Here is a 22161-nt window from a genome sequence, read left to right on the forward strand (position 1 = left end):
CGCCCAGATGCCAACAGAAGTAGCTGCCACACCGGCAATCGACTGCCTGGTCAACGTCCACTTCGGTGAGACCGCGCAGCAACCGGGCTGGATGCTGAAGGTTCGAGACGACTACTTCAAGGGGCCCAAGTCGACGTTCGAGCCGGTGGACATGGCCGAACTGCTCGACGAGATGGACGCCCACGGCGTCCGCAAGGCGATCCTGATGGACAACCTCGCAACCCCGTCGACCACGGCACGTAAGTTCGTCGAGGCCGAACCCGGCCGTTTCACGCTCGCGATGGGCGGTATCAACCTGCTGAAACCGATGCCGTCGCTCCGCGAGCTCAGTGCTGTGGTCCGGGACCTGCCGGTGACGTATGCGGTGGTGGGGCCGAGCTTTTGGGGCGATGGGATGTACCCGGCCAGTGACGCGGTCTACTACCCGCTCTACACCAGGTGCGTGGACCTGGACCTGCCGCTGTGTATCAACACCGGCATACCCGGGCCGCCGATACCCGGGGAAGTGCAGCATCCGATCCATCTCGATCGGGTGTGCGTCCGTTTTCCCGAACTGCGGCTGTGCATGATCCATGGGGCGGACCCGTGGTGGGATGTGGCGATCCGACTGTTGGTGAAGTACAGCAATCTGCGGTTGATGACGTCGGCCTGGTCGCCAAAGCGTCTGCCCGAGAGCCTCTTGCACTACATGCGCACGCGCGGTCGGGACAAGATCATCTTCGGTTCGGACTGGCCGGTGCTGCCGATGCGTCGCGTCCTGCCGGAGGCGGCAGCGCTCGATCTGCCTGTCGACGTACTCGAGAACTACCTCTACAACAACGCGCAGGATTTCTTCTTCGCCGGCCCGAAACAGGAGCAATGAACATGGACCGCTACGAATTGCGCAGGCTGGACTACACCCTCTCGCCGGACCAGCTCGACCTGCAGGCCGCGTACTCGAAGTTCTTCAACACCCATTGCTCCATCGACGTGGTGCGGGCCGCCGAACCGGACGGCTTCGACAGGAATCTCTGGGAACGCCTGTGCAGCACGGGTGCCACCTCGATGGCGGTGCCGGAGTCCACCGGTGGTGACGGCGCCACGCTGGTCGACCTCACCATCGTGGCCGAGGAAATCGGGAAGTCGATCGCACCGGTGCCCTGGATCGATCACGTCTGCTCGACCCGGTTGCTGGGGAGAATCGGTGCACTGAAGGATGATTCGCCGTTCGCTCAGGACGTTGTCGCCGGTCGGCAGTTGGCCACCCTGGACCCGCATGGCGACGAGGTGGAAGGGCCCCGCCTGGTGGCCGCCGCTTCGGTGGCCGATCACATCATCCTGCGTGACGGCGACAACATCGTCAGGTTGACCGCGGACACCCGCCCGGCCCGGGTGAACAACATCGGACATCTGCCGATGGCCTGGGTGGACCCGTCCGGCGCAGAGCATCGCACGGTTCTGGCCGGCGGCCCCGAGGCGATCGCCGAATACGAACTGGCCCTGGACGAATGGCGTGTGCTGACGGCGGCCGCGCTGGTCGGTCTGGTCGAGAAGACCATGCAGATCGCCGCCGAGTTCGCCAAGAACCGGTACACGATGGGTGTTCCGATCTCGACGCTGCAGGGCATTTCGCATCCGTTGGCCAATATGGCGATCGTGGTGGAGTCGGGTCGCAATCTGTCGCGGCGGGCGGCCTGGTTCCTCGACAACGAGCCGGAAGAACGCCGGGAACTGTCTGCGGCAGCGTTTGTGTACATGGCCGAGGAAGCCGCCCGTTCGGCGGCCGGCGCGGTCCACATCCAGGGCGGTCTAGGTGTCACCACCGAAGCGGCGGCCACCGGATACCTCGTGCGGGCCAGGGGATGGCCGCTGGCGGGCGGAGATCCGGCGGTCAGTGCGCGGCGGGTGGCTCAGATCATCGGTGCTCGCGAAAGCGCGCCGGACGCGGCTCGGACGCCGACGCCGGTGACGGTCTAGGAGGGGATGAGAAGGACATGGATTTCTCGAAGGTTGAACTGGCAGCGGCAGATCAGGCGTTTCTCGACGAGGTGCGCGGATTCTTGGGGACACACGTCACGGATGAGGTGATCCGCCGAGATCGCGAATCCGGTGACAACTTCGACGAGGCGGTGCACCTGGCGATGGGTGCGGCGGGCTATCTCGCGGCGGAGTTCCACAGCGAGGAGGAGGGCGGCTGGGGCCGGATCCAGCGACGGATCTGGCAACTGGAGAAACGGCGATTCCACGCCCCGTGGGTGACCTGGGGGACCACGGCGATCGTGGCGCGGTCGGTGCTGACGTTCGGCTCGCCGGAGCTCCGGGACGAGGTCCTGCCCGGTGTGTTCAGCGGGCACGTCCGGATGTGCCTGGGCTACACCGAGCCCGAAGGTGGCTCGGACATCGCGACCTCCAAGACCCGGGCCGTGCGTGACGGCGGACGCTGGATCATCAACGGGTCCAAGATGTTCACCACCGGCGCCCACAACTGCAAGTACGTCTTCCTGATCACCAACACCGATCCCGACGCCAAGAAGCACAAGAGCCTGACGATGTTCCTGGTGCCCCTGGATTCGCCGGGTATCGAGATCCAGGGCATCCGCACAGTCGACGGGGACCGCACCAACATCGTCTACTACAGCGACGTCGAGGTCGACGACCGGTATCGCCTCGGCGAGGTGAACGGCGGATGGGCCGTGCTGATGGGGCCGCTCAGCGTCGAGCACGGCGTGACAGAGCGCAAGCCCGACGGCCTGGACGACATCGCGATCATGATGCACCAGGGCCTGTACATGGCGACGACGGTCGACAAGGTCGCGGCCGCGGTGGCGCGTGAGACGCCGTCCGGCAAAAGAGCTCTCGATGACTCCTCGGTGGCCTACCGACTCGGTCGCAGTGCCGCGCGGATGGAGGCGTCACTCTCGGCGCCGAGCATGTTCGGGCGCGTCGCCATCGCCCAGGCGATGCGCGAGCTCGCGCCGGATCTGATGGACATCCTCGGCACCGCATCGACCCTGCCGATCGAGACGGACGGCGCCGCCGACGACGGTGCGTCGGAATACCTGTACCGCTGGGCGCCGCTGTGCGGCATCTATGGCGGCACCCTGGAGGTGTTCCGCAACATGATCGCTCAGCACGCTCTGGGGCTCGGGCGTCCCGACTACTCGCCGGCCAAAGCCAAAGCCAAAGCGGGGTAGTGGTCGGTCGGTCCGTCACCTGTGTGGCACAACCATTTTGACAACAAGGAGTGCGCAACCATGCCGTCGCGAAAAGTCAGCTTCCCGGTGTTCGATTCCGACAGTCACATGTACGAGACGCAGGAGGCGCTGACCAAGTTCCTCCCGGAGCATGCCAAGGGCACGATCCGCTACGTCGACATCGATGGGCGCACCAAGATCGTCGTCCGCGACACGATCAGCGAATTCATCCCCAACCCGACCTTCTCGGTGGTCGCCGCACCCGGCGCGCAGGAAGACTACTTCCGCAACGGCAATCCGGACGGCAAGAGTGCCCGCGAGATCATGGGTAAGGCGATGAAGTCGATCCCCGCGTTCCGCGAACCGGCGGCCCGGCTGGAGAAGATGGACGAACTGGGTGTCGACTACGCGTTGATGTTCCCGACGCTCGCGTCCCTGGTCGAGGAACGTCTCAAGGACGATCCGGAATTGACGCACGACGTGATCCACGCTCTCAACGAGTGGATGTTCGAGCAATGGTCGTTCAACTACGAGGACAGGATCTTTGCGACCCCGGTCATCACGCTCCCGATCGTGGACCGGGCCATCGAGGAGTTGCACTGGGCCATCGAACGCGGCGCCCGCACGGTGCTGGTGCGCCCGGCCCCGGTCCCGGGGTTCAAGGGTTCGCGCTCCTTCGGTTTCGAGGAGTTCGACCCGTTCTGGCAGGCCTGTGTCGATGCAGACATCCCGGTCTCGATGCATGCCTCGGACAGCGGCTACTCCGAGGTGCTCAACATCTGGGAACCCGCGTCGGAGTTCAAACCGTTCGCCCCGACCACCGGCTTCCGGACGGCGGCGATGGGCAGCCGTGCCATCGAGGATGCGATGACCGCGTTGATCTGTCACGGAACCCTGTCGCGGGTGCCGGATCTCAAGCTCCTGTTGATCGAGAACGGGGCCGACTGGCTGCCGACGTTGTTCCGCAACCTCGAGAACACATACAAGAAGCTGCCACAGTTGTTCTTGGAGAACCCGATCGAGGCCTTCAAACGTTGTGTGTACGTCAACCCGTTCTGGGAGGACAGCTATGCCGAGGTGGTCGATCTCCTCGGGGCCGATCATGTTCTCTTCGGCTCCGACTGGCCGCATCCGGAAGGACTCCGGGACCCGTTGAGTCTGATCGACAGCAAACTTGCCGGCCTGTCCGATGAGGACACCCGAAAGATCATGGGTGGCAACATGTCCAGGCTGCTCGGTATCGAGGCGAGGATTCGTTTCGATTGATCGCCCGGTCGCGGATCCGAAGGTCAGATGATCGCGCCGGATTCCTTTGCGGCGATGATCTGGTCCCAGTCCAAACCGAGTTCGAGAAGGATGGTCTCGGTGTGCTCACCGTATTCGGGGGCCCGGGCGCCGTCAGGGGCGATGTTGTTGAATTGGATTGGCGCACCGACGGTGTAAAAGTCGACACCGTCGTCGTCTGTTGCGGTCAGGAGGTAACCATTGGCGGCGACCTGGGGGTCGTCGAGCACTTCGCGCGGCGTGGCCAGGCTGGCCCAGACGCCGGGCTCGTCGGCGAGGACCTTGCACCATTCCGCCAGATCCCGTTCGGCGAAGGTCTTTCGCAGCTCGGCGGTGGCGACGTCTCTGTTGGCGATCAGGTTCGCGATGGGCGTGAACCGTTCGTCGGCCGCGAGTTCCGGGCGTCCGATCCGATCACAGAAACCGGCCCAGTAGCGGTCCGCCTGCAGGAACACCAGCTGCAGCCAGCGGTTGTCGCGGGTCTTGTACCGATTGACCACCGGATTGGGAGCCTCGCCCGGCGGGTAGGCGGGAATGCGATCGATCCCGTAGTGGTCGGCGGCGATGATGTCCGGGGCGACGGCCCACATGCCCTGTGCGAGTAGGGAACCGTCGACGATGTCGGGTTCACCGGTGCGCTCGCGGTGGAACAGTGCGGCGGCGATGCCACCGGCCAGCGTGCTGCCGCCCTGCAGATCGCCGAAGGCCGGACCCTGGGCGAACGGGAACTCGCTGCCGTCCGGTGTCAGTGCGTAGGCGACGCCGGCACGAGCGGTGTACCCGGAGGCATCGAAACCTCCCTTGTCGCGGTCGGGGCCACGTGACCCCTGGCCGCTGCCGCGGGCGATGATGAGTTTCGGGTTCAGTTCGCGAAGCGCGTCGACCGTGAGACCGGCGCGTTCGAGCGGACCCGGCAACCAGTTGGTCAGGAAGACATCCGCCCCGGCTATCAACTTCCCGAAGATCGCCTTGCCTTCAGTGGTTTTGACGTCCATGCCGATGCTGCGTTTACCCCGATTGCCGATCTCCATCATGAAGTTGACCTTGACTCGCGAGTCCTGAGGTTGCAGGCCACCGACGGTGAGCTGACGACAGGGGTCGCCCCCACGGGTGTCCTCGATCTTGATCACATCGGCGCCCCAATCACGCAGGATGACCCCCGCGCTCGGGACGTACGTCCATGAAGCCAGCTCGACCACGGTGACACCGCTCAGCAATGAGGACATCCGCACTCGCCTTTCCAACCGTTTGACGGACTGTTGTTCGAGCCTACTGTAAGAACTACAGTTAGTCAGCCCGGTTCCCGGACACCCTTTTTGCCCCTTCGGTGGGTCGTCTCCCACACCACCGGGCTGTTGAGCACACTGGCCACACTGAAGGCGGAGTACGCCGCCGGGCCCGAGCTGATCGATGCACCCGTCAGCGGATCGGCAGACGACATCCTCGCCGGATCGCTGACCGTCTTGCCGGCCGGGCCGGAAGCGGTGCGCGATCGCGTCCGGCCGGTGCCGGCCGCATACGCCGGCCCGATCGTCGACACCGGGGACGTGGGAAGTGCGCTGTCGCTCAAGCTCATCAACAATGTGCTGTGCGCCGCCAACGCGCAAATGGTCGCCTCGGCAATCCAGCTCGGCGAGAAGCTCGGCGTCGACGAGACACAGCTGCTCGAGGCGCTTGCCGTGTGCAGCGGTGCGAGTAAAGCGGCGTAATCGTTGCAGCTGATCGGTGGACTGCAGGGATTCACCGATCTGGCCGGCCGGTACATCGCGAAAGATGTGGCGGCCTGCTTCGCCTCGGCCGAGGAGTCCGATGTTGACCTCGGACTTCTGCGGACCGTGGTCGAGACCGGACCGATGAACATCACGGACCGCGGATCTTCTGGATATGCAACAGGTGCGGTGGTGGACCCGTCGCAGGCTGAGGTCTCGAGGCGCGGCGAGGTCTACCCTCACGAGGAGGTGCCGACCGCCTCGGTGGGCGGGACGTCGTAGAACTGTGTCGCCCACTTGCGCATCGCCCGAAATGGCGGCGCATCAACCCGGGACAGCGGTGGATGCTCGACATACTCCTGATGACGCCAGATGCTCAGATCTTCGAAAACCGTGACCAGGAACTGCTTTTCGACCTTCTCCTGGACGTCGTCGGGCGGGATGTCGGAGGGATCACCGGGATTGCGCGGCCACCAGATGGAATAGAACAGGTCGGAGTAGCCGTCCTCGACCGGTGTGCAGGCGAAAATCAGGCGATAGTTGGTGGCCCCCTCGAAAGCACTGATGGCAAAGCCCAGTCCCGAGAAGTGACTGTGGATGAACAGCGCCATCTTGTCGGGGTCGCCGCTGCGGACATCGGGCCAGCCGGTGAGGAATCTCCATTCGTTGTCGACGACTTACCAGTTCAATCCGACCGGGGTGACGGTGGCATTGTGGACGTACCGGAAATGCGCGCTGTCCGGCCCGTTTTCGGCAACGATCTGCGGGTGGACGGGTTCATGCTCTGACTTGCGGGCGAACTCGGGATACGGCCGGTAGTAGGCGTCTGCATCGGTTGGGAACTGCGGGAACTTCTCGAACAGGTCCGGCAGTTCCCACCTCGGTGGCTCGCCGTGGGGGTGGTGCCACATGAACACCAGACCGTATTGCTCCCGGACGGGAAAGGTGCGCAATGTCAGCAGTTTGTTGGGCCGGTCGGGTTCGTCCGGCCGGAACTTGTTGACCCCGTCCGGACCCCAGCGCCAGCCGTGAAAGGGACATTCGACGCAGTCGCCCACCACCTTTCCGCCATGCCCGAGGTGGGCACCGAGATGCCGGCAGCGGGCCGATGTCACGTGCATGTCCCCGGACTCACCGCGATAGGCGACAAGGTCTTCACCGAAGTACCTGAGCGGCTTGGCCTCGCCGGCCGGATACTCTTGCGACCATCCGATCACGAACCAGCCGGTGACCTTCCACGTGAACGGAACCTTCATCGGGGGTATACCTCTCAGGGGGTGATGGTTGTTCGCGTGACCGGTTGGGCCGCGGCCTGTCGTCCGCGCAGTGCGCGTTCGAGCGAGGTGAGCAGTGCGTTGCGCGTCTCGGTGGGATCGATCAGCTCGTCGAAACCGAGGTGTCCGGCCGACCGGTAGGACGCCTCGAGTTCCATTTCGCGAAGCACCGTACTCATGTCCTCCTCGGCGCCCGACGCCCGGCTCAATGCGGCGGCACTCATCGCGCCCATGGTTGCCCCGGGGAAGGCGAATGTGGCTGCCTGGCTGTCGAATCCGATCAGGGACATGACCATAGAGCCGAACCCGTAGGCCTTACGTAGGGTGACATGCAACTTGATGGTGGTCGCGCCGGTCTGGGCCGCGAACATCCGTGCCCCGCTGCGAAGGACACCGTTGCGCTCGGACTCGCTACCCGGGAGCATCCCGGGGTTGTCGGCCAGGAAGATCAGTGGAAGATGGAACGAATCGGCCACGTTGACGAAATGGGCGGCCTTGTCGGCGGCGTCGGAATTGATGGAACCGGCCATCACCTGAGGCTGGTTGGCCACGACCGCAACCGGATGGCCACCGAGATGTGCGAGCGCACAGATGATCGCCGGACCGAAGGTCGGCTGAACCTCGAAGTAGTCGGGGCGGTCGAAGACGACGTCGAGCACGTCGTGCATGTCGTAGACCCGCCGGCTGTCCCGCGCGATGACGTCGAGAAGTTCTGCGGTGGGCCGTTGTTCGTTGTCATCGTCGTCGCCCGCTGCCAACGATGGCGGATACGACCAGGCGCTCGACGGGAAATAGCTCAGATATCGGCGTAGGTCGTCGAGGGCGGCCTCGTCGTCGTCCGCGAGGTTGTGGATGACGCCGCTGGCGATCGCGGTCGCCGGTCCGCCGAGGTCTTCCTTGGAGATGGTCTCTCCGGTCGACTCCTTGACCACCGGGGGGCCTGCGGTGAAGATCGCGCCCTGTTCTGACATGACGGTGAAATCGGAGATGGGCGCGACCAGGGCGCCGTGCCCGGCCGACGACCCGAGGACCGCGGTGACCAGCGGGACCTGTCCGGAACACCGTGCCTGCGCCAACAGGTCGGTGGGGGTGCGGCCGTAGGCGTGGGCAGTGGCACGGAAACCGGCGCCTTCGAGCATCATGACGAGTGGGATCTTGTTGCGCACAGCCAGTTCGGCGATGCGGTAGCGCTTGGAGTTGCTGCCCGGTGCGATGGTGCCGGCCATGGTGGTGAAGTCTTCTGCGCCCACCATCACCGGACTCCCATTGACCAGACCCGAGCCGACCACGATGCCGTCGGACGCGATCTCGCCGCCGACCAGGGTACCGAACTCCTGGAAGCTACCCGGGTCAAGAAACCGTGTAATCCGTTGCCGGGCATCGAGTTTACCCTTCGCATGATGTTTGGCAACCCGGTCGGGTCCGCCCATCGCGTGCGCGTGCTGACGGCGGTCCTCGAGGTCGGAGAGCGTTTCCTTCCAGCCGCGTGCGTTTGTCATGAGCCTCGTTCCTCGTCAAAGTGCTGGGGCCGGGTGGAAAGTGCTGCTCCCCGTTTCGATGGACATACAGTATGGCTTTCAATTTAGCGCGGATCGGGGTGCTTGGAAAGTCGTTTCAGTCCCGGGAAAATGGGCTACCGTACGACTTACAGTCAGATGCCGTGATCGACGGGCGACGAGTATTGTCCGGCCTCAACAGAAGTGATGGGGGGTATTACGTATGACGGTTCCGAGTATCGACGACGCGGCCAGAATGCTGGCCGACCCATCGGCGTACACCGACGACGCGCGGTTGCACACCGCACTGACCCATCTGCGGGCCACGGCGCCGGTCTGCATGGTGACGGAGCCGAAGTACCGGCCCTTCTGGGCGATCACCAAACATGAAGACATCATTGCGATTTCGCGCAACAACGCCCTGTTCACCAACTTTCCGCGCCCGGTTCTGATCAAATCCATGCAAGAGGAGATGGACATCGCGAGCCAGGTGAAGACGTTGATCCACATGGACGATCCCGAACACAAGGTGGTGCGGGCGATCGCGGGGGACTGGTTCCGGCCCAAGGCGATGAAGGCGATGAAAGCCCGGGTCGCCGACCTGGCCACGATCTACGTCGACAAGATGCGTGCGATGGAGGGCGACTGCGACTTCGTCCAGGAGGTCGCGGTGAATTATCCGCTGTACGTGATCATGTCGCTGCTCGGCGTACCCGAGGCCGACTTCCCCCTGATGCTCAAGCTGACCCAGGAGTTGCTCGGCAGTGAGGAGCCGGAGTACCACCGCGGTGACACCCAGGAAGATCGCACCATGGCGCTGATGGAGATGTTCGAATACTTCAATGCCGTGACCGCCGCCCGCCGTGAGCATCCCACCGACGATCTGGCGTCGGCGATCGCCAACGCAACAATCGACGGTGAGCCGCTCGATGACATCGAGACGGTGTCGTACTACCTGATCATCGCCACCGCCGGCCACGACACCACCAGCGCGACCATCGCCGGTGGAATGCAGGCGCTCATCGAGAACCCGGCAGAGCGAGCGCGTCTGGTTACCGATCCCGGCTTGATGCCGTCGGCCGCCGAAGAGATGATCCGGTGGACCACGCCGGTCAAGGCCTTCATGCGGACCGCCGCGCAGGACACCGAGGTTCGCGGGGTGCCGATCGCGCAAGGGGAGTCGCTGCTGTTGTCTTATGTGTCGGGCAACCGGGACCAAGACGTCTTCGACGACCCGTTCCGGTTCGACGTCGGCCGCAGTCCCAACAACCATGTTGCGTTCGGCTACGGGGTCCACTTCTGTCTCGGGGCGGCGCTGGCCCGCATGGAGGTGAGCAGCTTCTATTCGGAGCTGCTGCCCAGGCTGCGGTCGGTGGAGCTGACCGGCGACCCCGAACTGATCGCCACCACCTTTGTCGGTGGCCTCAAGCACCTGCCGATCAGGGCGCAGGTGGTGTGACAAGACAAATCCGCCCGCCCGGCTGATGCCGGGCGGGCGGATTGTTGTCTTACTTCAGACACACGTCACATCGTCGGAGACGATCACACGTCACATCGTCGGAGACGATCACACGTCGTAGTAGAGCGAGAACTCGTACGGGTGCGGACGGATCTGGACGGGCTCGATCTCGTTCTCACGCTTGTAGCTGACCCAGGTCTCGATGAGATCCTCGGTGAACACGCCACCCTCGGTGAGGTAGTCGTGATCCTCTTCGAGGCGGTCGATGACGGCGCTGAGCGAGGTCGGGGCCTGCGGGATGCCCTTGGCCTCCTCCGGCGGGAGCTCGTAGAGGTCCTTGTCGACGGGCTCGTGCGGCTCGATCTTGTTCTTGATGCCGTCGAGGCCGGCCATCATCATGGCGGCGAACGCGAGGTACGGGTTGCCCGAGCTGTCGGGGCAACGGAACTCGAGGCGCTTGGCCTTCGGGTTGTTGCCCGTGATCGGGATACGCACACAGGCGCTGCGGTTGCGCTGGCTGTAGACCAGGTTGATCGGGGCCTCGTAACCCGGGACCAGACGCTTGTAGGAGTTCACCGTGGGGTTGGTGAACGCCAGCAGCGACGGTGCGTGGTGCAGGATGCCGCCGATGTAGTGGCGAGCCAGGTCGGACAGACCCGCGTAGCCGGCCTCGTCGTGGAAGAGCGGCTTTCCGTCTTTCCACAGGGACTGGTGGGCGTGCATGCCCGATCCGTTGTCGCCGAACAGCGGTTTCGGCATGAAGGTGACGGACTTGCCGTTCTGCCATGCGGTGTTCTTCACGATGTACTTGAACAGCTGAACGTCGTCAGCGGCCTGCAGCAGCGTGTTGAACTTGTAGTTGATCTCGGTCTGTCCGCCGGTGCCGACCTCGTGGTGACCGCGCTCGAGGATGAACCCGGCGTTGGTCAGGTTGGTCGAGATCTCATCGCGCAGGTCGACGTAGTGGTCATACGGCGCGACCGGGAAGTAGCCGCCCTTTTGGCGAACCTTGTAGCCGAGGTTCGGTGAGCCGTCCGGGTTCTGCTGCGACACGGTGTTCCACCAGCCCGACTCCGACTCCACGTTGTAGTGGGTGCCGTTGACCTCGGAGCTGAACGAAACCGAGTCGAAGATGTAGAACTCGGCCTCGGCACCGAAGAAGCAGGTGTCGGCGATGCCGGTGCTGACCAAGTAATCCTCGGCCTTGCGGGCGACGTTGCGCGGGTCGCGGCTGTAGGACTCACGGGTGAACGGGTCGTGCACGAAGAAGGTCACGTTCATCGTCTTCGCCTTGCGGAAAGGATCGATGCGCGCGCTCGTCGGGTCGGGGAGGAGCATCATGTCCGACTCGTCGATCGACTGGAAGCCGCGGACCGAAGATCCGTCGAATGCCAGACCGTCTTCGAAGACGCTCTCGTCGAAGGCCGTGGCCGGGATCGAGAAGTGCTGCATCGTTCCTGGGAGATCACAGAACCGGATGTCGACGTATTCGACGCCTTCGGACTTGATGCCCTCGAGCAGTTCTTCTTTTGTGTTGTACACCTGCGGGTGACTCCTTCACTCGTGCCAATTGCTGCCAGCACCCCAAATTGATGGATGTTGCAAGGCCTGGCGATTGTCCCTGTCCACTCTAGAGTGGCGGATCATCAACGCTGACCGTATTGACGTCAGGTTGCTAGCCAGATACTTCGGTGTTTCGCCCGTGTTACACGAGCCATTCCAGGGCGAAACGTGGTGTGAGATGGGCCGCATAATGCTTGGTGAGACTGTTCTCCCAGCACATCTATGATTGTGGCCATGGGACGTATTACCGGATCGTGGCTTTCTGGCCCGCAGGCAGCACTCGGAGACAATGTCGATGTAGGCGCCTACCGCGGCGAAAAGCTGGGTCTGGCCGAGTCCGGCCCGAACTCGCTGGCATCTTCCTGGCATCGCTGCCTGGGGTTGTTCGCAGACTGGGTGATGTCCGGTGGTGTGGCGATGATCTTCGTCCAAGACCTGCAGTCGCCGGTTCTCTCGAACGTGGTCTTGCTCGTCTGGTTCGTCGTCGGCGTCGGTTCGGTGACCGTATTCGGATTCACCCCGGGACAATTCCTCACCGGCATGCGCGTCGCCCGCGTCGACGGGGGAGCACGAGTCGGCTTCGTCCGTGCCCTGGTCCGGCAGATCCTGATCGTGTTCCTGGTCCCACCGCTGATCAACGACCACGACGGACGCGGCATGCACGACCGGGCAACCGGCACCGCGTTGATCCGCACCCGCTGAGCGGTTCGGCCTAACAAAAAAACCACCCGTCAAGACGGGTGGTTTTTTGTTGCCCGGATATCGGGGGCAGGAGATCAGCGACGACGCGCGGTGCGCTGGATGCTGCGCATCTTGGCGCCGGCGGGCATCGGACCCTTGGGCATGCCCGGACCGGGCTGCTTGCCACCGAGTGCGGCAAGGCGTGACTCGAGCGCGTCGATGCGCTTCTTGTCGATGTTCTTCGGCAGTTTGTTCAGGTGCTTCTCGAGGTTCTTGAGCGGAACCTGACCCTCATCGTTACCGACGGTGATGTCGTAGATCGGGGTGTCGCCGACGATGCGGGCGACTCGCTTCTTCTCCTGGGCCAGCAACGGCTTGGTACGACTCGGGGCACCCTCGGCGACCAGGATCACACCCGGTTTGCCGATCACGCGGTGGATGGCATCGAGGTGGGCGGTGCCGGTGACGGCCTGCTTGACCCGCCACTGCCCGCGCATGTTGTCCAGCGCCCAGGCCGCGGCACCGGCCTGACCGTCCGCCTTGCGGAAGACGGTCTTCTGTACCCGGCGTCCGAAGATGATGAACGCGATCAGCACGCCGAGCAGGATGCCCATCGGGAGGACGAAGACCAGACCGCCGACGAAGATGCCGATCAGAACCGCGATCACCGTCGCGCCGACGATCGCGCCGATCATCAGGGGCAGCAGCAGCTTGTCTTCTTTGCGCTGCATCTGGAACGCTTGCCACAGTTGTTTGCGGCGAGCTCGCGACGCTTCCTTACGGGCAGCCTTCGCAGCTGCCTTTGCTTCTTTTGTCGCCTTTGTTGCCTTCGCCATGCTCACCAGGATACTGGCCTGCGCCAGGCATCCGGTCAACCCGGTACCCCGGCAATCGGATGTCGGGGAAAACTGGTCGGCGGCCGGCGCCGATCAGACCTCAGCGGGCGAGACGGGCCATCAACGACGAGGCTTCCTGGCTGGCGCTTCCACCGTCGGTCAGATGTGACATCGCCTCGGGAAGTTCACGGCCGTGATGCTTCATCGCCTGGGCGTACAGCCGACCGGCCCGGTACGACGAGCGGACCAGCGGTCCGGCCATGACACCGGCATAACCGAGGTCTTCGGCGAACTTCGAATGCTCGACGAACTCCTCGGGCTTGACCCAGCGGTCCACCGGGTGATGCCGCGGCGACGGACGCAGGTACTGCGTGATGGTCAGGATGTCGCAGCCGGCCTCGTGTAGGTCGACCATCGCCTCGGTGACCTCTTCGGGGGTTTCGCCCATCCCGAGGATCAGGTTCGACTTGGTCACCAGACCGGCATCGCGGGCAGCGGTGATGACGTCGAGGCTGCGCTGGTACCGGAACGCCGGACGAATCCGCTTGAAGATTCGCGGGACCGTTTCGACGTTGTGCGCCAACACCTCTGGGCGTGAGGCGAAGACCTCGGCCAGCTGGTCGGGATCGGCGTTGAAGTCGGGGATGAGCAGCTCGACACCGGTGGTCGGGTTGAGTTGCTTGATGTACCGCACGGTTTCGGCGTAGAGCCAGGCCCCGCCGTCGGGCAGGTCGTCGCGGGCGACACCGGTCACCGTCGAGTAACGCAGACCCATGGTGGCCACGCTCTCGGCCACCCGCCGAGGCTCGTCGCGGTCGAGATCGGCGGGCTTGCCGGTGTCGATCTGGCAGAAGTCGCAGCGGCGGGTGCACTGCTCACCACCGATCAGGAAGGTGGCCTCGCGGTCTTCCCAGCACTCGTAGATGTTCGGGCATCCGGCCTCTTCACAGACCGTGTGCAGGCCCTCGCTCTTGACCAGGGACTTGAGTTCGGTGAACTCCGGACCCATCGTCGCGCGGGTCTTGATCCACGACGGTTTGCGCTCGATCGGCGTCTCGGAGTTGCGGGCCTCGAGGCGCAGGAGTTTGCGTCCGTTCGGGCCGACCGATGCCGAAGCGCTCGATTTGGCTGGTTTGTCGTGCGAAACAGTCACTGGACAGATCCTACGTGGGTTTGATTGTCACTCTGGGTGACGCTGGTTGTTGCAGTATGTGTGCTGACCGGCAACGTCCCGTCGAGGGCGTCGGCAATGGCCGCGGCGAGCAAGGGGCGAACCTCGTCGACCGTGACCGTGCGACCGAGTTCGTGGGACAGTGAACCGGCGCCGGCGTCGGGGATGCCGCAAGGGATGATCGAGCCGAAAGCGCGCAGGTCGGGATCGCAGTTCACGGCGATGCCGTGCAATGCCACCGCCCGAGCCACCCGGATGCCGATCGCGCCGATCTTGCGGTCGGGGCGGGAAGGTTTCTGATCGTCGTCCGGCTCATCGATCGCCCACACCCCGGAGCGGCCGTCGACGCGGAACGTCGGCAGGCCCAGGGTCTGACAGACATGGATCATGGCTTCTTCCAGTCGCCGGACGTAGTCGACGACGTCGACCGGACTGGCCAACGCGACGATCGGATAGGCGACCAGCTGGCCGGGACCATGCCAGGTGATCTTCCCGCCGCGGTCGACATCGATCACGGGAGAACCGTCGTTGGGACGATCGGCCTCTTCGGTACGCCGGCCCGCGGTGTAGACCGACGGATGTTCCAGCAGCAGCAGGACGTCGTGGTCGAGGATCCCGTCGGCACGTTCGTTCGCGAGCCGATGTTGCAGGTCGAAGGTCTCCTGGTAGTCGACGCGGCCGAGCCAGCGGACCTCGAGAGGTGCGTTGGACGCACGAGCACCGGGCATCAGGCGCCCTTGCCCACCGCGTAGGCGAGGGCGGAATCGATGGTGGGATGACGGAATTCGAAGCCGTTGTCGGTCAGCACCTTCGGTACAACGTTCTGACCATGCAACAACATTTCCTCGGCCATCTCACCTGCTGTTTTGGACAACACGAACGCCGGCACCGCAAAGGGGGTCGGACGACGCAACGCATGACCGAGGGCCTTGGTGAACTCGGCGTTCGTGACCGACCGGGGTGCGCACATGTTGACCGGACCGGCGATCGGCCGGGTCAGCAGGAACTCCAGCACCCGCACGGTGTCGACCAGACTGATCCAGGGCAGGTATTGCTCACCGCTACCCAATCGGCCACCCAGACCCAGACCGAACAAGCGCCGCAGTTTGCCGAGCATGCCGCCGGACGGGGACATCACCGGCGCCGTGCGGACCACTGTCACCCGGGTCGATGCCCCCGCCGACCGTGCCGAGAGAGCGGCGGCTTCCCAGTCGGTCGTCAGTTCGGCCAGGAACCCGGTACCGGCAGGATCGTCCTCGGTGACCGCCCGGGCCCCGGTGTTCCCGTAATGACCGGTTGCGCTCGAACTCACGAAGATGGGCACGCCGGCAATCCGGACTGCTTCGGCGAGCACCTGTGTCGGGATGATCCGACTGTCCCGGAGTTGCTGCTTGACGTGTCCGGACCATCGGCCGTCGGCGATACCGCGACCACAGAGATTGACCACCGCATCGACGCCCGCCAAGGCGCCGGGATCGATGCCGAACGAATCAGGCTCCCAGTGAATCTGATCCGCGGCAGTGGCGGGACGCCGAACCAGGCGGACGACCTGGTGGCCGGCCCCGGTGAGACTGTCCACCAGGGCCGAGCCGATCAGGCCGGAAGATCCCGCTATGGCGATCCGCATCGACTTCTTACAGTCCCAGCTCCGCCTCGAACGCAGCCTCTTCGAGGCGATGCTTCACGGTGCTCAGGAAGCGGCCGGCGTCGGCGCCGTCGATGAGGCGGTGATCGTAGGTGAGCGGCAGGAACGACATCGACCGCACCGCGATCGATTCCGAGCCGTCGGCACCGGTCATGACCACCGGGCGCTTGACGATGGCACCGGTACCGAGCATGGCCGCCTGCGGCGGAACCAGGATCGGGGTGTCGAAGAGCGCGCCCTGGCTACCGATGTTGGTGATGGTGAACGTGCCACCGGTCAGATCGTCGAGCTTGAGGTTGTTGCTCCGTGCCCGCGCAGCGATGTCGGCGATGGCCCGCGCCAGACCGGCGATCGACAGATCGTCGGCGTTGTGGATGACGGGGGAGAGCAGACCCTGCTCGGTGTCGACCGCGATGCCGAGGTGGACCTTGGAGTGGTACGTGATCTCCTTGGCCTCTTCGTTGATCGAGGCGTTGACGTTCGGATGCGCCTTGAGCGCCTCCACGACGGCCTTGGCGATGAACGGCAGGTAGGTCAGGTTGACACCCTCGCTGGCCTTGAAGCCGGCCTTCGCCGCTGCCCGCAGGGTGGCGATCTTCGTCATGTCGACCTCGAAGACCTGGGTGAGCTGTGCGCTCTCCTGCAGGGATTCGCGGGTCTTCTTGGCGGTGATCTGACGGATCCGGTTGATCTTCTGCGTGGTGCCGACCAGTTTGGCCAATTCCGGGCGCGGTGCTGCCGGTGCCGACTTTTCGGGTGCCGGCTTCGCCTGTGCAGCAGCCGGTTCCGGAGCGGCAGGGGCAGCCGGTGCCTTCGCGGCCTCGGCGGCGGCCAAGACGTCCTGCTTGCGGATGCGGCCACCGACGCCGGTGCCCTTGATGGCGCTCAGGTCGACGTTGTTCTCCGCCGCGAGCTTGCGGACGAGCGGGGTGACGTACGGGGTCGACTCCTGCTCGGCGGCGGGCTTGGCATCTTCCTTCGGTTCGGGCTTCTTCTCCGCAACCGGCTCTGCCTTGGGCTCCTCCTTCGGCTCCGCCTTGGGCTCTTCCTCGGGCTCGGGCTCGGGTGCGGCCTCGGGCTCCGGTTCGGGCTCGGACGGTGCGACGGTGGGCTTGGAGTCGGCAGAACCGACCACGGCCAGACGTCCGCCGACCTCGACGACATCGTCCTCGGAGGCGATGATCTCGAGCAACGTGCCGGCGACGGGAGACGGGATCTCGGTGTCGACCTTGTCGGTGGAGACCTCCAGCAGCGGTTCGTCGGCCGCGACGGAGTCACCGACTTCTTTGAGCCAGCGGGTGACGGTGCCCTCGGTCACGGACTCGCCCAATTCGGGCATCGTGACGTCGGTGCCGTCGGCGGATCCGGATCCGGATGCCGGTGCCGAGGCGGCCGGGGTCGCCGGTTCCTCGGGTTCGGGCTGCGCCTCGGGCTCAGGCTCGGCTTCGGGCTCCGGTGCGGACTCCTGCGCGGGGGCGCTGTCACCGGCGGATTCGCCGGCGTCGCCGATCTGGGCGAGCTCGCCACCGACCTCGACGACGTCATCTTCTTGCGCGACGATCTTGATCAGGACGCCGGATGTCGGTGCGGGGATCTCGGTGTCGACCTTGTCGGTCGACACCTCCAGCAACGGTTCGTCGGCCTCGACCGTGTCACCCTCCTGCTTGAGCCACCTGGTGACGGTGCCTTCGGTGACGCTTTCACCCAGGGCTGGCATTTGGACGGAGAAGGCCATCGTTGTCGACTCCTTGATTTCGAGAACCGGTGTGCGGTCTACGGTCTGGGCCAAACCACCAGTATTGGTGGCAGGCATGGAGGTGGTGATCAACCGGATGAGGCGAACCACCGTTCTAAACCCTACCTTTTGCCTCATCCTTCGGCAGCGATGTCCTCCAGTACGGCGAAGATGGTCCGCACTGGTACGCCGGTTCCGCCCTTACCGGTGTAACCCCACGGGCCGCCGGTGTTGAAGGCCGGTCCGGCGATGTCGATGTGGACCCACTGCACGTCCTTCGCCACGAACTCCCGCAGATAGATGCCCGCCGAGAGCATGCCGCCCCACCGATGGTTGGTGACGTTGGCCAGATCGGCCACCCGGGAATCGAGATCCGGACGAAGCTCTTCTGGAAAAGGCATCGGCCAACCGGACTCGCCTTCGGCCTGCGAGATCGATGCGACGCGGTCGCGGAACTCGTCGGTGCCCATGACCCCGGGGGTCCGGGTGCCCAGGGCGACCATCTGTGCGCCGGTCAGGGTGGCGGTGTCGATCAGGTAATCGGGCTCGTCCTCGCAGGCGCGGACGATGGCGTCGGCCAGGATCAACCGGCCCTCGGCGTCGGTGTTGATGACTTCCACGGTCTTGCCGCCGTACTGGGTCAGGACGTCACCGGGACGCTGTGCGGTGCTCGACGGCATGTTCTCGGCCATCGGGACCGTGGCGATGACGTTGACGCCGACATTGAGGTCGGCCGCCAGGATCATGGTCGCGATCACCGCTGCGGCGCCGCCCATGTCGGAGGTCATGTTCTCCATGCCCGCGGCGGGCTTGATCGAGATGCCGCCGGTGTCGAAGGTGATGCCCTTGCCGACAAGGGCCACGGTCTTGGCCTTCTTGCCGGCGCTGTGGCTCAGGCGGACCAGGCGCGGCGGGCGGGAGCTGCCCTTGCCGACGCCGATGATGCCGCCGTAACCGGCCTTGTCCAGCGCGGACTCGTCGAGGATCTCGACCTTGAGGCCGGCGGCCGAACCGAGGGCCTTGGCGCGGTCGGCGAACTCCTCGGGGAACAGGTGACTCGGCGGGGTGTTCACGAAGTCGCGGGCGATGGCAACCGCGCGGGCGATGGCCTCCGCGCGATCCAATTCGGCCTGGGTGCTCTTGTCCGCCGCGGGTACCAGCAGGCGAACCGCTGAGAGCGGGGCCTTCTCAGGTGGCGTCGAACGGAACTCGTCGAACCGGTAGGCGCCGAGGAAGAAGCCTTCGGCGGTGGCCGCGAGGTCGGCGGCAGGCAGACTGGTGACCGCGGTCCCCACCCCCTGCAGACTCCGGGCGGCCACACCCGCCTGGCGGCGAATGTGTTCGGCATCATCGAGCTTGTCGGGCGCGCCGAGTCCGACGGCCAGCACTGATGTGACGCCCAGGCCGGTCGGGGCGGGGAGCTTGGTCAGCTCACCGGCCGAACCCTTCGCGTCCACTGCGGCCAGTGCATCGTCGATCGTGGAGGCGGTGGCGTCGTCGAGCAGGCCCTCACCGATGACCAGACTCGGTGCCCCACCGTCTTCGTCGGCGGTGGTCAGTCCGATCACCAGGACGTCGTCGTCCTTGCCGATCCCGGTGGCCAGTGACAGTTGGGGACCCAGCTGACGTTTTGCGCTTGACTTGCTCACACTTCACTCCCACTCGTAGCCGTACCTGGTACTGGTGACCAAGCTTAGTGGTCGCATGCTGCTCGCTCACGCGGCGAGATAGCGTGGCCGCATGAGCGAAGGTGAATTGCTGGTCGGCCCCATCGAAGAATTGCATCGCGGACTCGGAGCGAGTTTTGCCGAGTTCGGTGGGTGGAACATGCCGGTGTCCTATGCGGGAACGGTTGCCGAACACACCGCGGTCCGCGAGGCGGTGGGCATCTTCGATGTGAGTCACCTGGGCAAGGCCTCGGTGACCGGGCCGGGTGCGGCCGAGTTCGTAAACCGTTGCCTGACCAACGACCTGACGAAGATCCATCCGGGCAAGGCGCAGTACACCCTGTGCGCCAACGACTCCGGTGGGGTGATCGACGACCTCATCGTCTACTGGGTCTCTGACGAGGACGTGTTCCTCGTTCCCAACGCCGCCAACACCTCGGCTGTGGTGGCAGCCCTGAAGGCCGTGGCCCCCGAGGGCGTCGAGGTCCTCGACCGGCACCGCGACTTCGGCGTCTTCGCGGTTCAGGGTCCGCAGTCGACCTCGGTGCTGTCGGGCCTGGGACTGCCGACCGACCTGGAGTACATGTCGTTCACCGACACCGAAATGGTTGTGGGGCAACAGCGTTATCCGGTCCGGGTCTGCCGGACCGGATACACCGGCGAGATCGGCTACGAGTTGTTGCCGGCGTGGGAAGACAGCGCGCCGGTGTTCACCGCGCTGTCCGCCGCGGTCATCGCCGCCGGGGGAGCGCCGGCCGGGCTCGGTGCACGTGACACGTTGCGCACCGAGATGGGCTACCCCCTGCACGGGCACGAGCTCTCCGTCGACATCAGCCCCGTCCAGGCCCGCTGCGGTTGGGCGGTCGGCTGGAACAAGCCCGAGTTCTTCGGTCGCGACGCCCTGCTCGCAGAGAAGGAAGCCGGTCCGGAGCGTCGGCTCTGGGGCCTGCGGGCGACCGGACGCGGGGTACCCAGGGCGGACCTCGCAGTCCTCGACGGCCCGGGTGGAAGCAAGATCGGCGTCACCACCTCCGGGACCTTTTCGCCGACCTTGAAGGTGGGAATCGCGCTGGCACTCATCGATTCGGCCGCGGGTGTGGCCAAGGGCGACACCGTGGTGATCGACGTCCGCGGCCGGGCGTTGGAATGCGAGGTCGTCCTGCCGCCCTTCGTGACGGCGGGCACCGGCTAGCCGCCATGTCGGGTTGGCCGGGATTGTCCGGTCCGCCGATTCGGGCAGTGTTCGAAACGGGTGCGGTCCCACCGGGGAAAATCGGCGCGGGGTCAGGCGATACGATTGGCGCATGACTTTGGAGTTCGCCCGGACCGAACACCCGCAGCCGCTCTCGGCGCAGCGCCGCGCGGAAATCCTGGCTGCACCGGGCTTCGGTAAGTACTTCACCGATCACATGGTGACCATCGACCACAGCGCCGAGCAGGGCTGGCACGATGCCAAGGTCGTTCCATACGGCCCTATCCAGCTCGATCCCTCGGCGATGGTGCTGCACTATGCGCAGGAGATCTTCGAAGGTCTCAAGGCCTACCGCCAGGCCGACGGCAGCATCTCCTCGTTCCGGCCGGACGCCAACGCTCTGCGCATGCAGCGGTCGGCGCGCCGACTGGCGATGCCGGAACTGCCCGTCGAGGACTTCATGGGTTCGCTACGTGCGCTCGTCGACGCCGACAACCTGTGGGTCCCGGAGGCCGGTGGGGAAGCGGCGCTTTATCTGCGTCCCTTCATGATTGCCACCGAGGCCGGTCTCGGCGTGCGGCCGGCGAGTGAATACCGGTACCTGCTCATCGCCTCGCCCGCCGGCGCATACTTCACGCGCGGAGTCCATCCGGTGAGCGTCTGGCTCTCGACCGAGTACGTGCGCGCCGCCCCCGGCGGCACCGGCGCGGCCAAGTTCGGTGGCAACTACGCCGCCTCGCTGCTCGCGCAGGCACAGGCCGCCGAAAAGGGTTGCGATCAGGTGGTCTGGCTCGACGCCATCGAGCGCCGATTCGTCGAAGAAATGGGTGGTATGAACCTGTTCTTCGTCTTCGGCTCCGGTGCCGACGCCAAACTCGTCACCCCGGAACTGTCCGGATCGCTGCTGCCGGGTATCACCCGTGAATCGCTCCTCCAACTCGCCGCGGACGCCGGTTTCGACGTCGTCGAACGCAAGATCAGCGTCGAAGAACTCCGTAAGGGTGTCGCCTCGGGCGAGATCACTGAGGTCTTTGCCTGCGGCACGGCCGCCGTCATCACCCCGGTGGGCCACGTCAAGGGCGAGGTCGACGACTACACCATCGGCGACGGTCAGCCCGGTGAGGTCACGATGGCGCTGCGCGACACGCTCACCGGTATCCAGCGCGGCACCTTCGCCGACATCCATGGGTGGATGGCCAAGCTCCACGGCTGAAGTATCGCCCGGTCGTCCCAGGAAAGCCCCGTCACACAGAAAGCCCCGTCACACAGAAAGCCC

The 22161-nt window shown here is 65.0% G+C and carries 19 protein-coding genes and 1 pseudogene; 10 read left to right on the plus strand and 10 right to left on the minus strand.

The annotated features are described in order from the left end of the window. Positions 1-7: 7 nt before the first annotated feature. The 4 genes from AC51GT_RS02360 to AC51GT_RS02375 are packed head-to-tail and all read left to right on the plus strand — an operon-like array spanning position 8 to position 4439. On the plus strand, positions 8-862 hold the full coding sequence (locus tag AC51GT_RS02360; protein ID WP_496327733.1) for an amidohydrolase family protein: 855 nt from the start codon (positions 8-10) through the stop codon (positions 860-862). Positions 863-864: 2 nt separating this feature from the next. After that, the gene (locus AC51GT_RS02365) at positions 865-1956 is read left to right on the plus strand and encodes an acyl-CoA dehydrogenase family protein (protein ID WP_496327734.1); all 1092 of its coding nucleotides are present in this window, start codon (positions 865-867) and stop codon (positions 1954-1956) included. A 17-nt stretch (positions 1957-1973) separates the two neighbouring features. After that, positions 1974-3173, plus strand: coding sequence for an acyl-CoA dehydrogenase family protein (locus AC51GT_RS02370; RefSeq protein ID WP_496327735.1), 1200 nt, complete (start codon positions 1974-1976; stop codon positions 3171-3173). Between the two features lie 60 nt (positions 3174-3233). Next, on the plus strand, positions 3234-4439 hold the full coding sequence (locus AC51GT_RS02375) for an amidohydrolase family protein (protein ID WP_496327736.1): 1206 nt from the start codon (positions 3234-3236) through the stop codon (positions 4437-4439). A 23-nt stretch (positions 4440-4462) separates the two neighbouring features. On the opposite strand, the gene AC51GT_RS02380 is transcribed toward AC51GT_RS02375, so the two are convergent. Continuing rightward, the gene (locus AC51GT_RS02380; protein WP_496327737.1) at positions 4463-5683 is read right to left on the minus strand and encodes a CaiB/BaiF CoA transferase family protein; all 1221 of its coding nucleotides are present in this window, start codon (positions 5681-5683) and stop codon (positions 4463-4465) included. 129 nt (positions 5684-5812) lie between these two features. Between AC51GT_RS02380 and AC51GT_RS02385 the strand changes: the two genes are divergently transcribed. Both AC51GT_RS02385 and AC51GT_RS02390 read left to right on the plus strand, forming a co-directional pair. Next, entirely contained in the window at positions 5813-6166 is a 354-nt protein-coding gene (locus AC51GT_RS02385; RefSeq protein ID WP_496327738.1) for an NAD(P)-binding domain-containing protein, read from the plus strand. 3 nt (positions 6167-6169) lie between these two features. Then, positions 6170-6448, plus strand: a complete 279-nt coding sequence (locus tag AC51GT_RS02390) for a hypothetical protein (protein ID WP_496327739.1) — start codon at positions 6170-6172, stop codon at positions 6446-6448. Here the strand turns inward: AC51GT_RS02390 and AC51GT_RS02395 are convergent. Then, positions 6406-7422 (minus strand): annotated as a pseudogene (locus tag AC51GT_RS02395) (aromatic ring-hydroxylating oxygenase subunit alpha). The gene AC51GT_RS02390 and the pseudogene AC51GT_RS02395 sit on opposite strands and share 43 nt — an antisense overlap. A gap of 14 nt (positions 7423-7436) precedes the next feature. After that, positions 7437-8939 carry an acyl-CoA carboxylase subunit beta gene (locus tag AC51GT_RS02400; RefSeq protein WP_496327740.1) on the minus strand — a complete coding sequence of 501 codons (1503 nt, stop codon included), beginning with the start codon at positions 8937-8939 and terminating at the stop codon, positions 7437-7439. Positions 8940-9159: 220 nt separating this feature from the next. On the opposite strand from AC51GT_RS02400, the gene AC51GT_RS02405 reads away from it, so the two are divergent. After that, a complete protein-coding gene (locus AC51GT_RS02405) occupies positions 9160-10395 on the plus strand; it encodes a cytochrome P450 (RefSeq protein WP_496327741.1) in 1236 nt (411 codons plus the stop codon). A gap of 108 nt (positions 10396-10503) precedes the next feature. On the opposite strand, the gene glnA is transcribed toward AC51GT_RS02405, so the two are convergent. Further along, a complete protein-coding gene (gene glnA, locus AC51GT_RS02410) occupies positions 10504-11937 on the minus strand; it encodes a type I glutamate--ammonia ligase (protein WP_496323785.1) in 1434 nt (477 codons plus the stop codon). Positions 11938-12192: 255 nt separating this feature from the next. On the opposite strand from glnA, the gene AC51GT_RS02415 reads away from it, so the two are divergent. Continuing rightward, on the plus strand, positions 12193-12660 hold the full coding sequence (locus tag AC51GT_RS02415) for an RDD family protein (protein WP_496323786.1): 468 nt from the start codon (positions 12193-12195) through the stop codon (positions 12658-12660). 74 nt (positions 12661-12734) lie between these two features. Here AC51GT_RS02415 and AC51GT_RS02420 read toward each other — a convergent pair whose 3' ends face one another. The 6 genes from AC51GT_RS02420 to AC51GT_RS02445 all read right to left on the minus strand — a co-directional run bounded on the left by AC51GT_RS02420 (position 12735) and on the right by AC51GT_RS02445 (position 19675). Next, entirely contained in the window at positions 12735-13475 is a 741-nt protein-coding gene (locus AC51GT_RS02420) for a DUF4191 domain-containing protein (protein ID WP_496323787.1), read from the minus strand. Positions 13476-13575: 100 nt separating this feature from the next. Further along, positions 13576-14628 carry a lipoyl synthase gene (gene lipA / locus AC51GT_RS02425; RefSeq protein ID WP_496323788.1) on the minus strand — a complete coding sequence of 351 codons (1053 nt, stop codon included), beginning with the start codon at positions 14626-14628 and terminating at the stop codon, positions 13576-13578. Next, positions 14625-15374 carry a lipoyl(octanoyl) transferase LipB gene (gene lipB / locus AC51GT_RS02430; RefSeq protein WP_496327742.1) on the minus strand — a complete coding sequence of 250 codons (750 nt, stop codon included), beginning with the start codon at positions 15372-15374 and terminating at the stop codon, positions 14625-14627. The genes lipA and lipB overlap by 4 nt, the downstream gene beginning before the upstream one ends. Next, positions 15374-16273, minus strand: a complete 900-nt coding sequence (locus AC51GT_RS02435) for a TIGR01777 family oxidoreductase (protein WP_496327743.1) — start codon at positions 16271-16273, stop codon at positions 15374-15376. Before AC51GT_RS02435 ends, lipB begins: the two co-directional genes overlap by 1 nt. 7 nt (positions 16274-16280) lie before the next feature. Then, positions 16281-18026, minus strand: coding sequence for a 2-oxoglutarate dehydrogenase, E2 component, dihydrolipoamide succinyltransferase (gene sucB / locus AC51GT_RS02440; RefSeq protein ID WP_496324105.1), 1746 nt, complete (start codon positions 18024-18026; stop codon positions 16281-16283). Positions 18027-18160: 134 nt separating this feature from the next. Beyond that, positions 18161-19675: a leucyl aminopeptidase gene (locus AC51GT_RS02445; protein ID WP_496327744.1), complete on the minus strand. Its 1515-nt coding sequence runs from the start codon at positions 19673-19675 to the stop codon at positions 18161-18163. A gap of 91 nt (positions 19676-19766) precedes the next feature. Here AC51GT_RS02445 and gcvT point away from each other — a divergent pair, with 91 nt between their 5' ends. Together gcvT and AC51GT_RS02455 are read left to right on the plus strand one after the other, a co-directional pair. Beyond that, positions 19767-20885: a glycine cleavage system aminomethyltransferase GcvT gene (gene gcvT / locus AC51GT_RS02450; RefSeq protein WP_496327745.1), complete on the plus strand. Its 1119-nt coding sequence runs from the start codon at positions 19767-19769 to the stop codon at positions 20883-20885. Positions 20886-20997: 112 nt separating this feature from the next. Further along, positions 20998-22098 carry a branched-chain amino acid aminotransferase gene (locus AC51GT_RS02455; protein WP_496323793.1) on the plus strand — a complete coding sequence of 367 codons (1101 nt, stop codon included), beginning with the start codon at positions 20998-21000 and terminating at the stop codon, positions 22096-22098. Positions 22099-22161 lie beyond the last annotated feature (63 nt).

It is taken from the genome of Williamsia sp. z34 (assembly GCF_059553395.1).

Coding starts and splice junctions, on each gene's coding strand:
- AC51GT_RS02420 (WP_496323787.1), bottom strand. CDS start 13,475: ATGGCGAAGGCAACAAAGGCGACAAAAGAAGCAAAGGCAGCTGCGAAG.
- AC51GT_RS02370 (WP_496327735.1), top strand. CDS start 1,974: ATGGATTTCTCGAAGGTTGAACTGGCAGCGGCAGATCAGGCGTTTCTC.
- AC51GT_RS02380 (WP_496327737.1), bottom strand. CDS start 5,683: ATGTCCTCATTGCTGAGCGGTGTCACCGTGGTCGAGCTGGCTTCATGG.
- AC51GT_RS02400 (WP_496327740.1), bottom strand. CDS start 8,939: ATGACAAACGCACGCGGCTGGAAGGAAACGCTCTCCGACCTCGAGGAC.
- gcvT (WP_496327745.1), top strand. CDS start 19,767: ATGAGCGAAGGTGAATTGCTGGTCGGCCCCATCGAAGAATTGCATCGC.
- AC51GT_RS02375 (WP_496327736.1), top strand. CDS start 3,234: ATGCCGTCGCGAAAAGTCAGCTTCCCGGTGTTCGATTCCGACAGTCAC.
- AC51GT_RS02415 (WP_496323786.1), top strand. CDS start 12,193: ATGGGACGTATTACCGGATCGTGGCTTTCTGGCCCGCAGGCAGCACTC.
- AC51GT_RS02360 (WP_496327733.1), top strand. CDS start 8: ATGCCAACAGAAGTAGCTGCCACACCGGCAATCGACTGCCTGGTCAAC.
- AC51GT_RS02365 (WP_496327734.1), top strand. CDS start 865: ATGGACCGCTACGAATTGCGCAGGCTGGACTACACCCTCTCGCCGGAC.
- AC51GT_RS02455 (WP_496323793.1), top strand. CDS start 20,998: ATGACTTTGGAGTTCGCCCGGACCGAACACCCGCAGCCGCTCTCGGCG.
- lipB (WP_496327742.1), bottom strand. CDS start 15,374: ATGCCCGGTGCTCGTGCGTCCAACGCACCTCTCGAGGTCCGCTGGCTC.
- AC51GT_RS02435 (WP_496327743.1), bottom strand. CDS start 16,273: ATGCGGATCGCCATAGCGGGATCTTCCGGCCTGATCGGCTCGGCCCTG.
- AC51GT_RS02405 (WP_496327741.1), top strand. CDS start 9,160: ATGACGGTTCCGAGTATCGACGACGCGGCCAGAATGCTGGCCGACCCA.
- sucB (WP_496324105.1), bottom strand. CDS start 18,026: ATGGCCTTCTCCGTCCAAATGCCAGCCCTGGGTGAAAGCGTCACCGAA.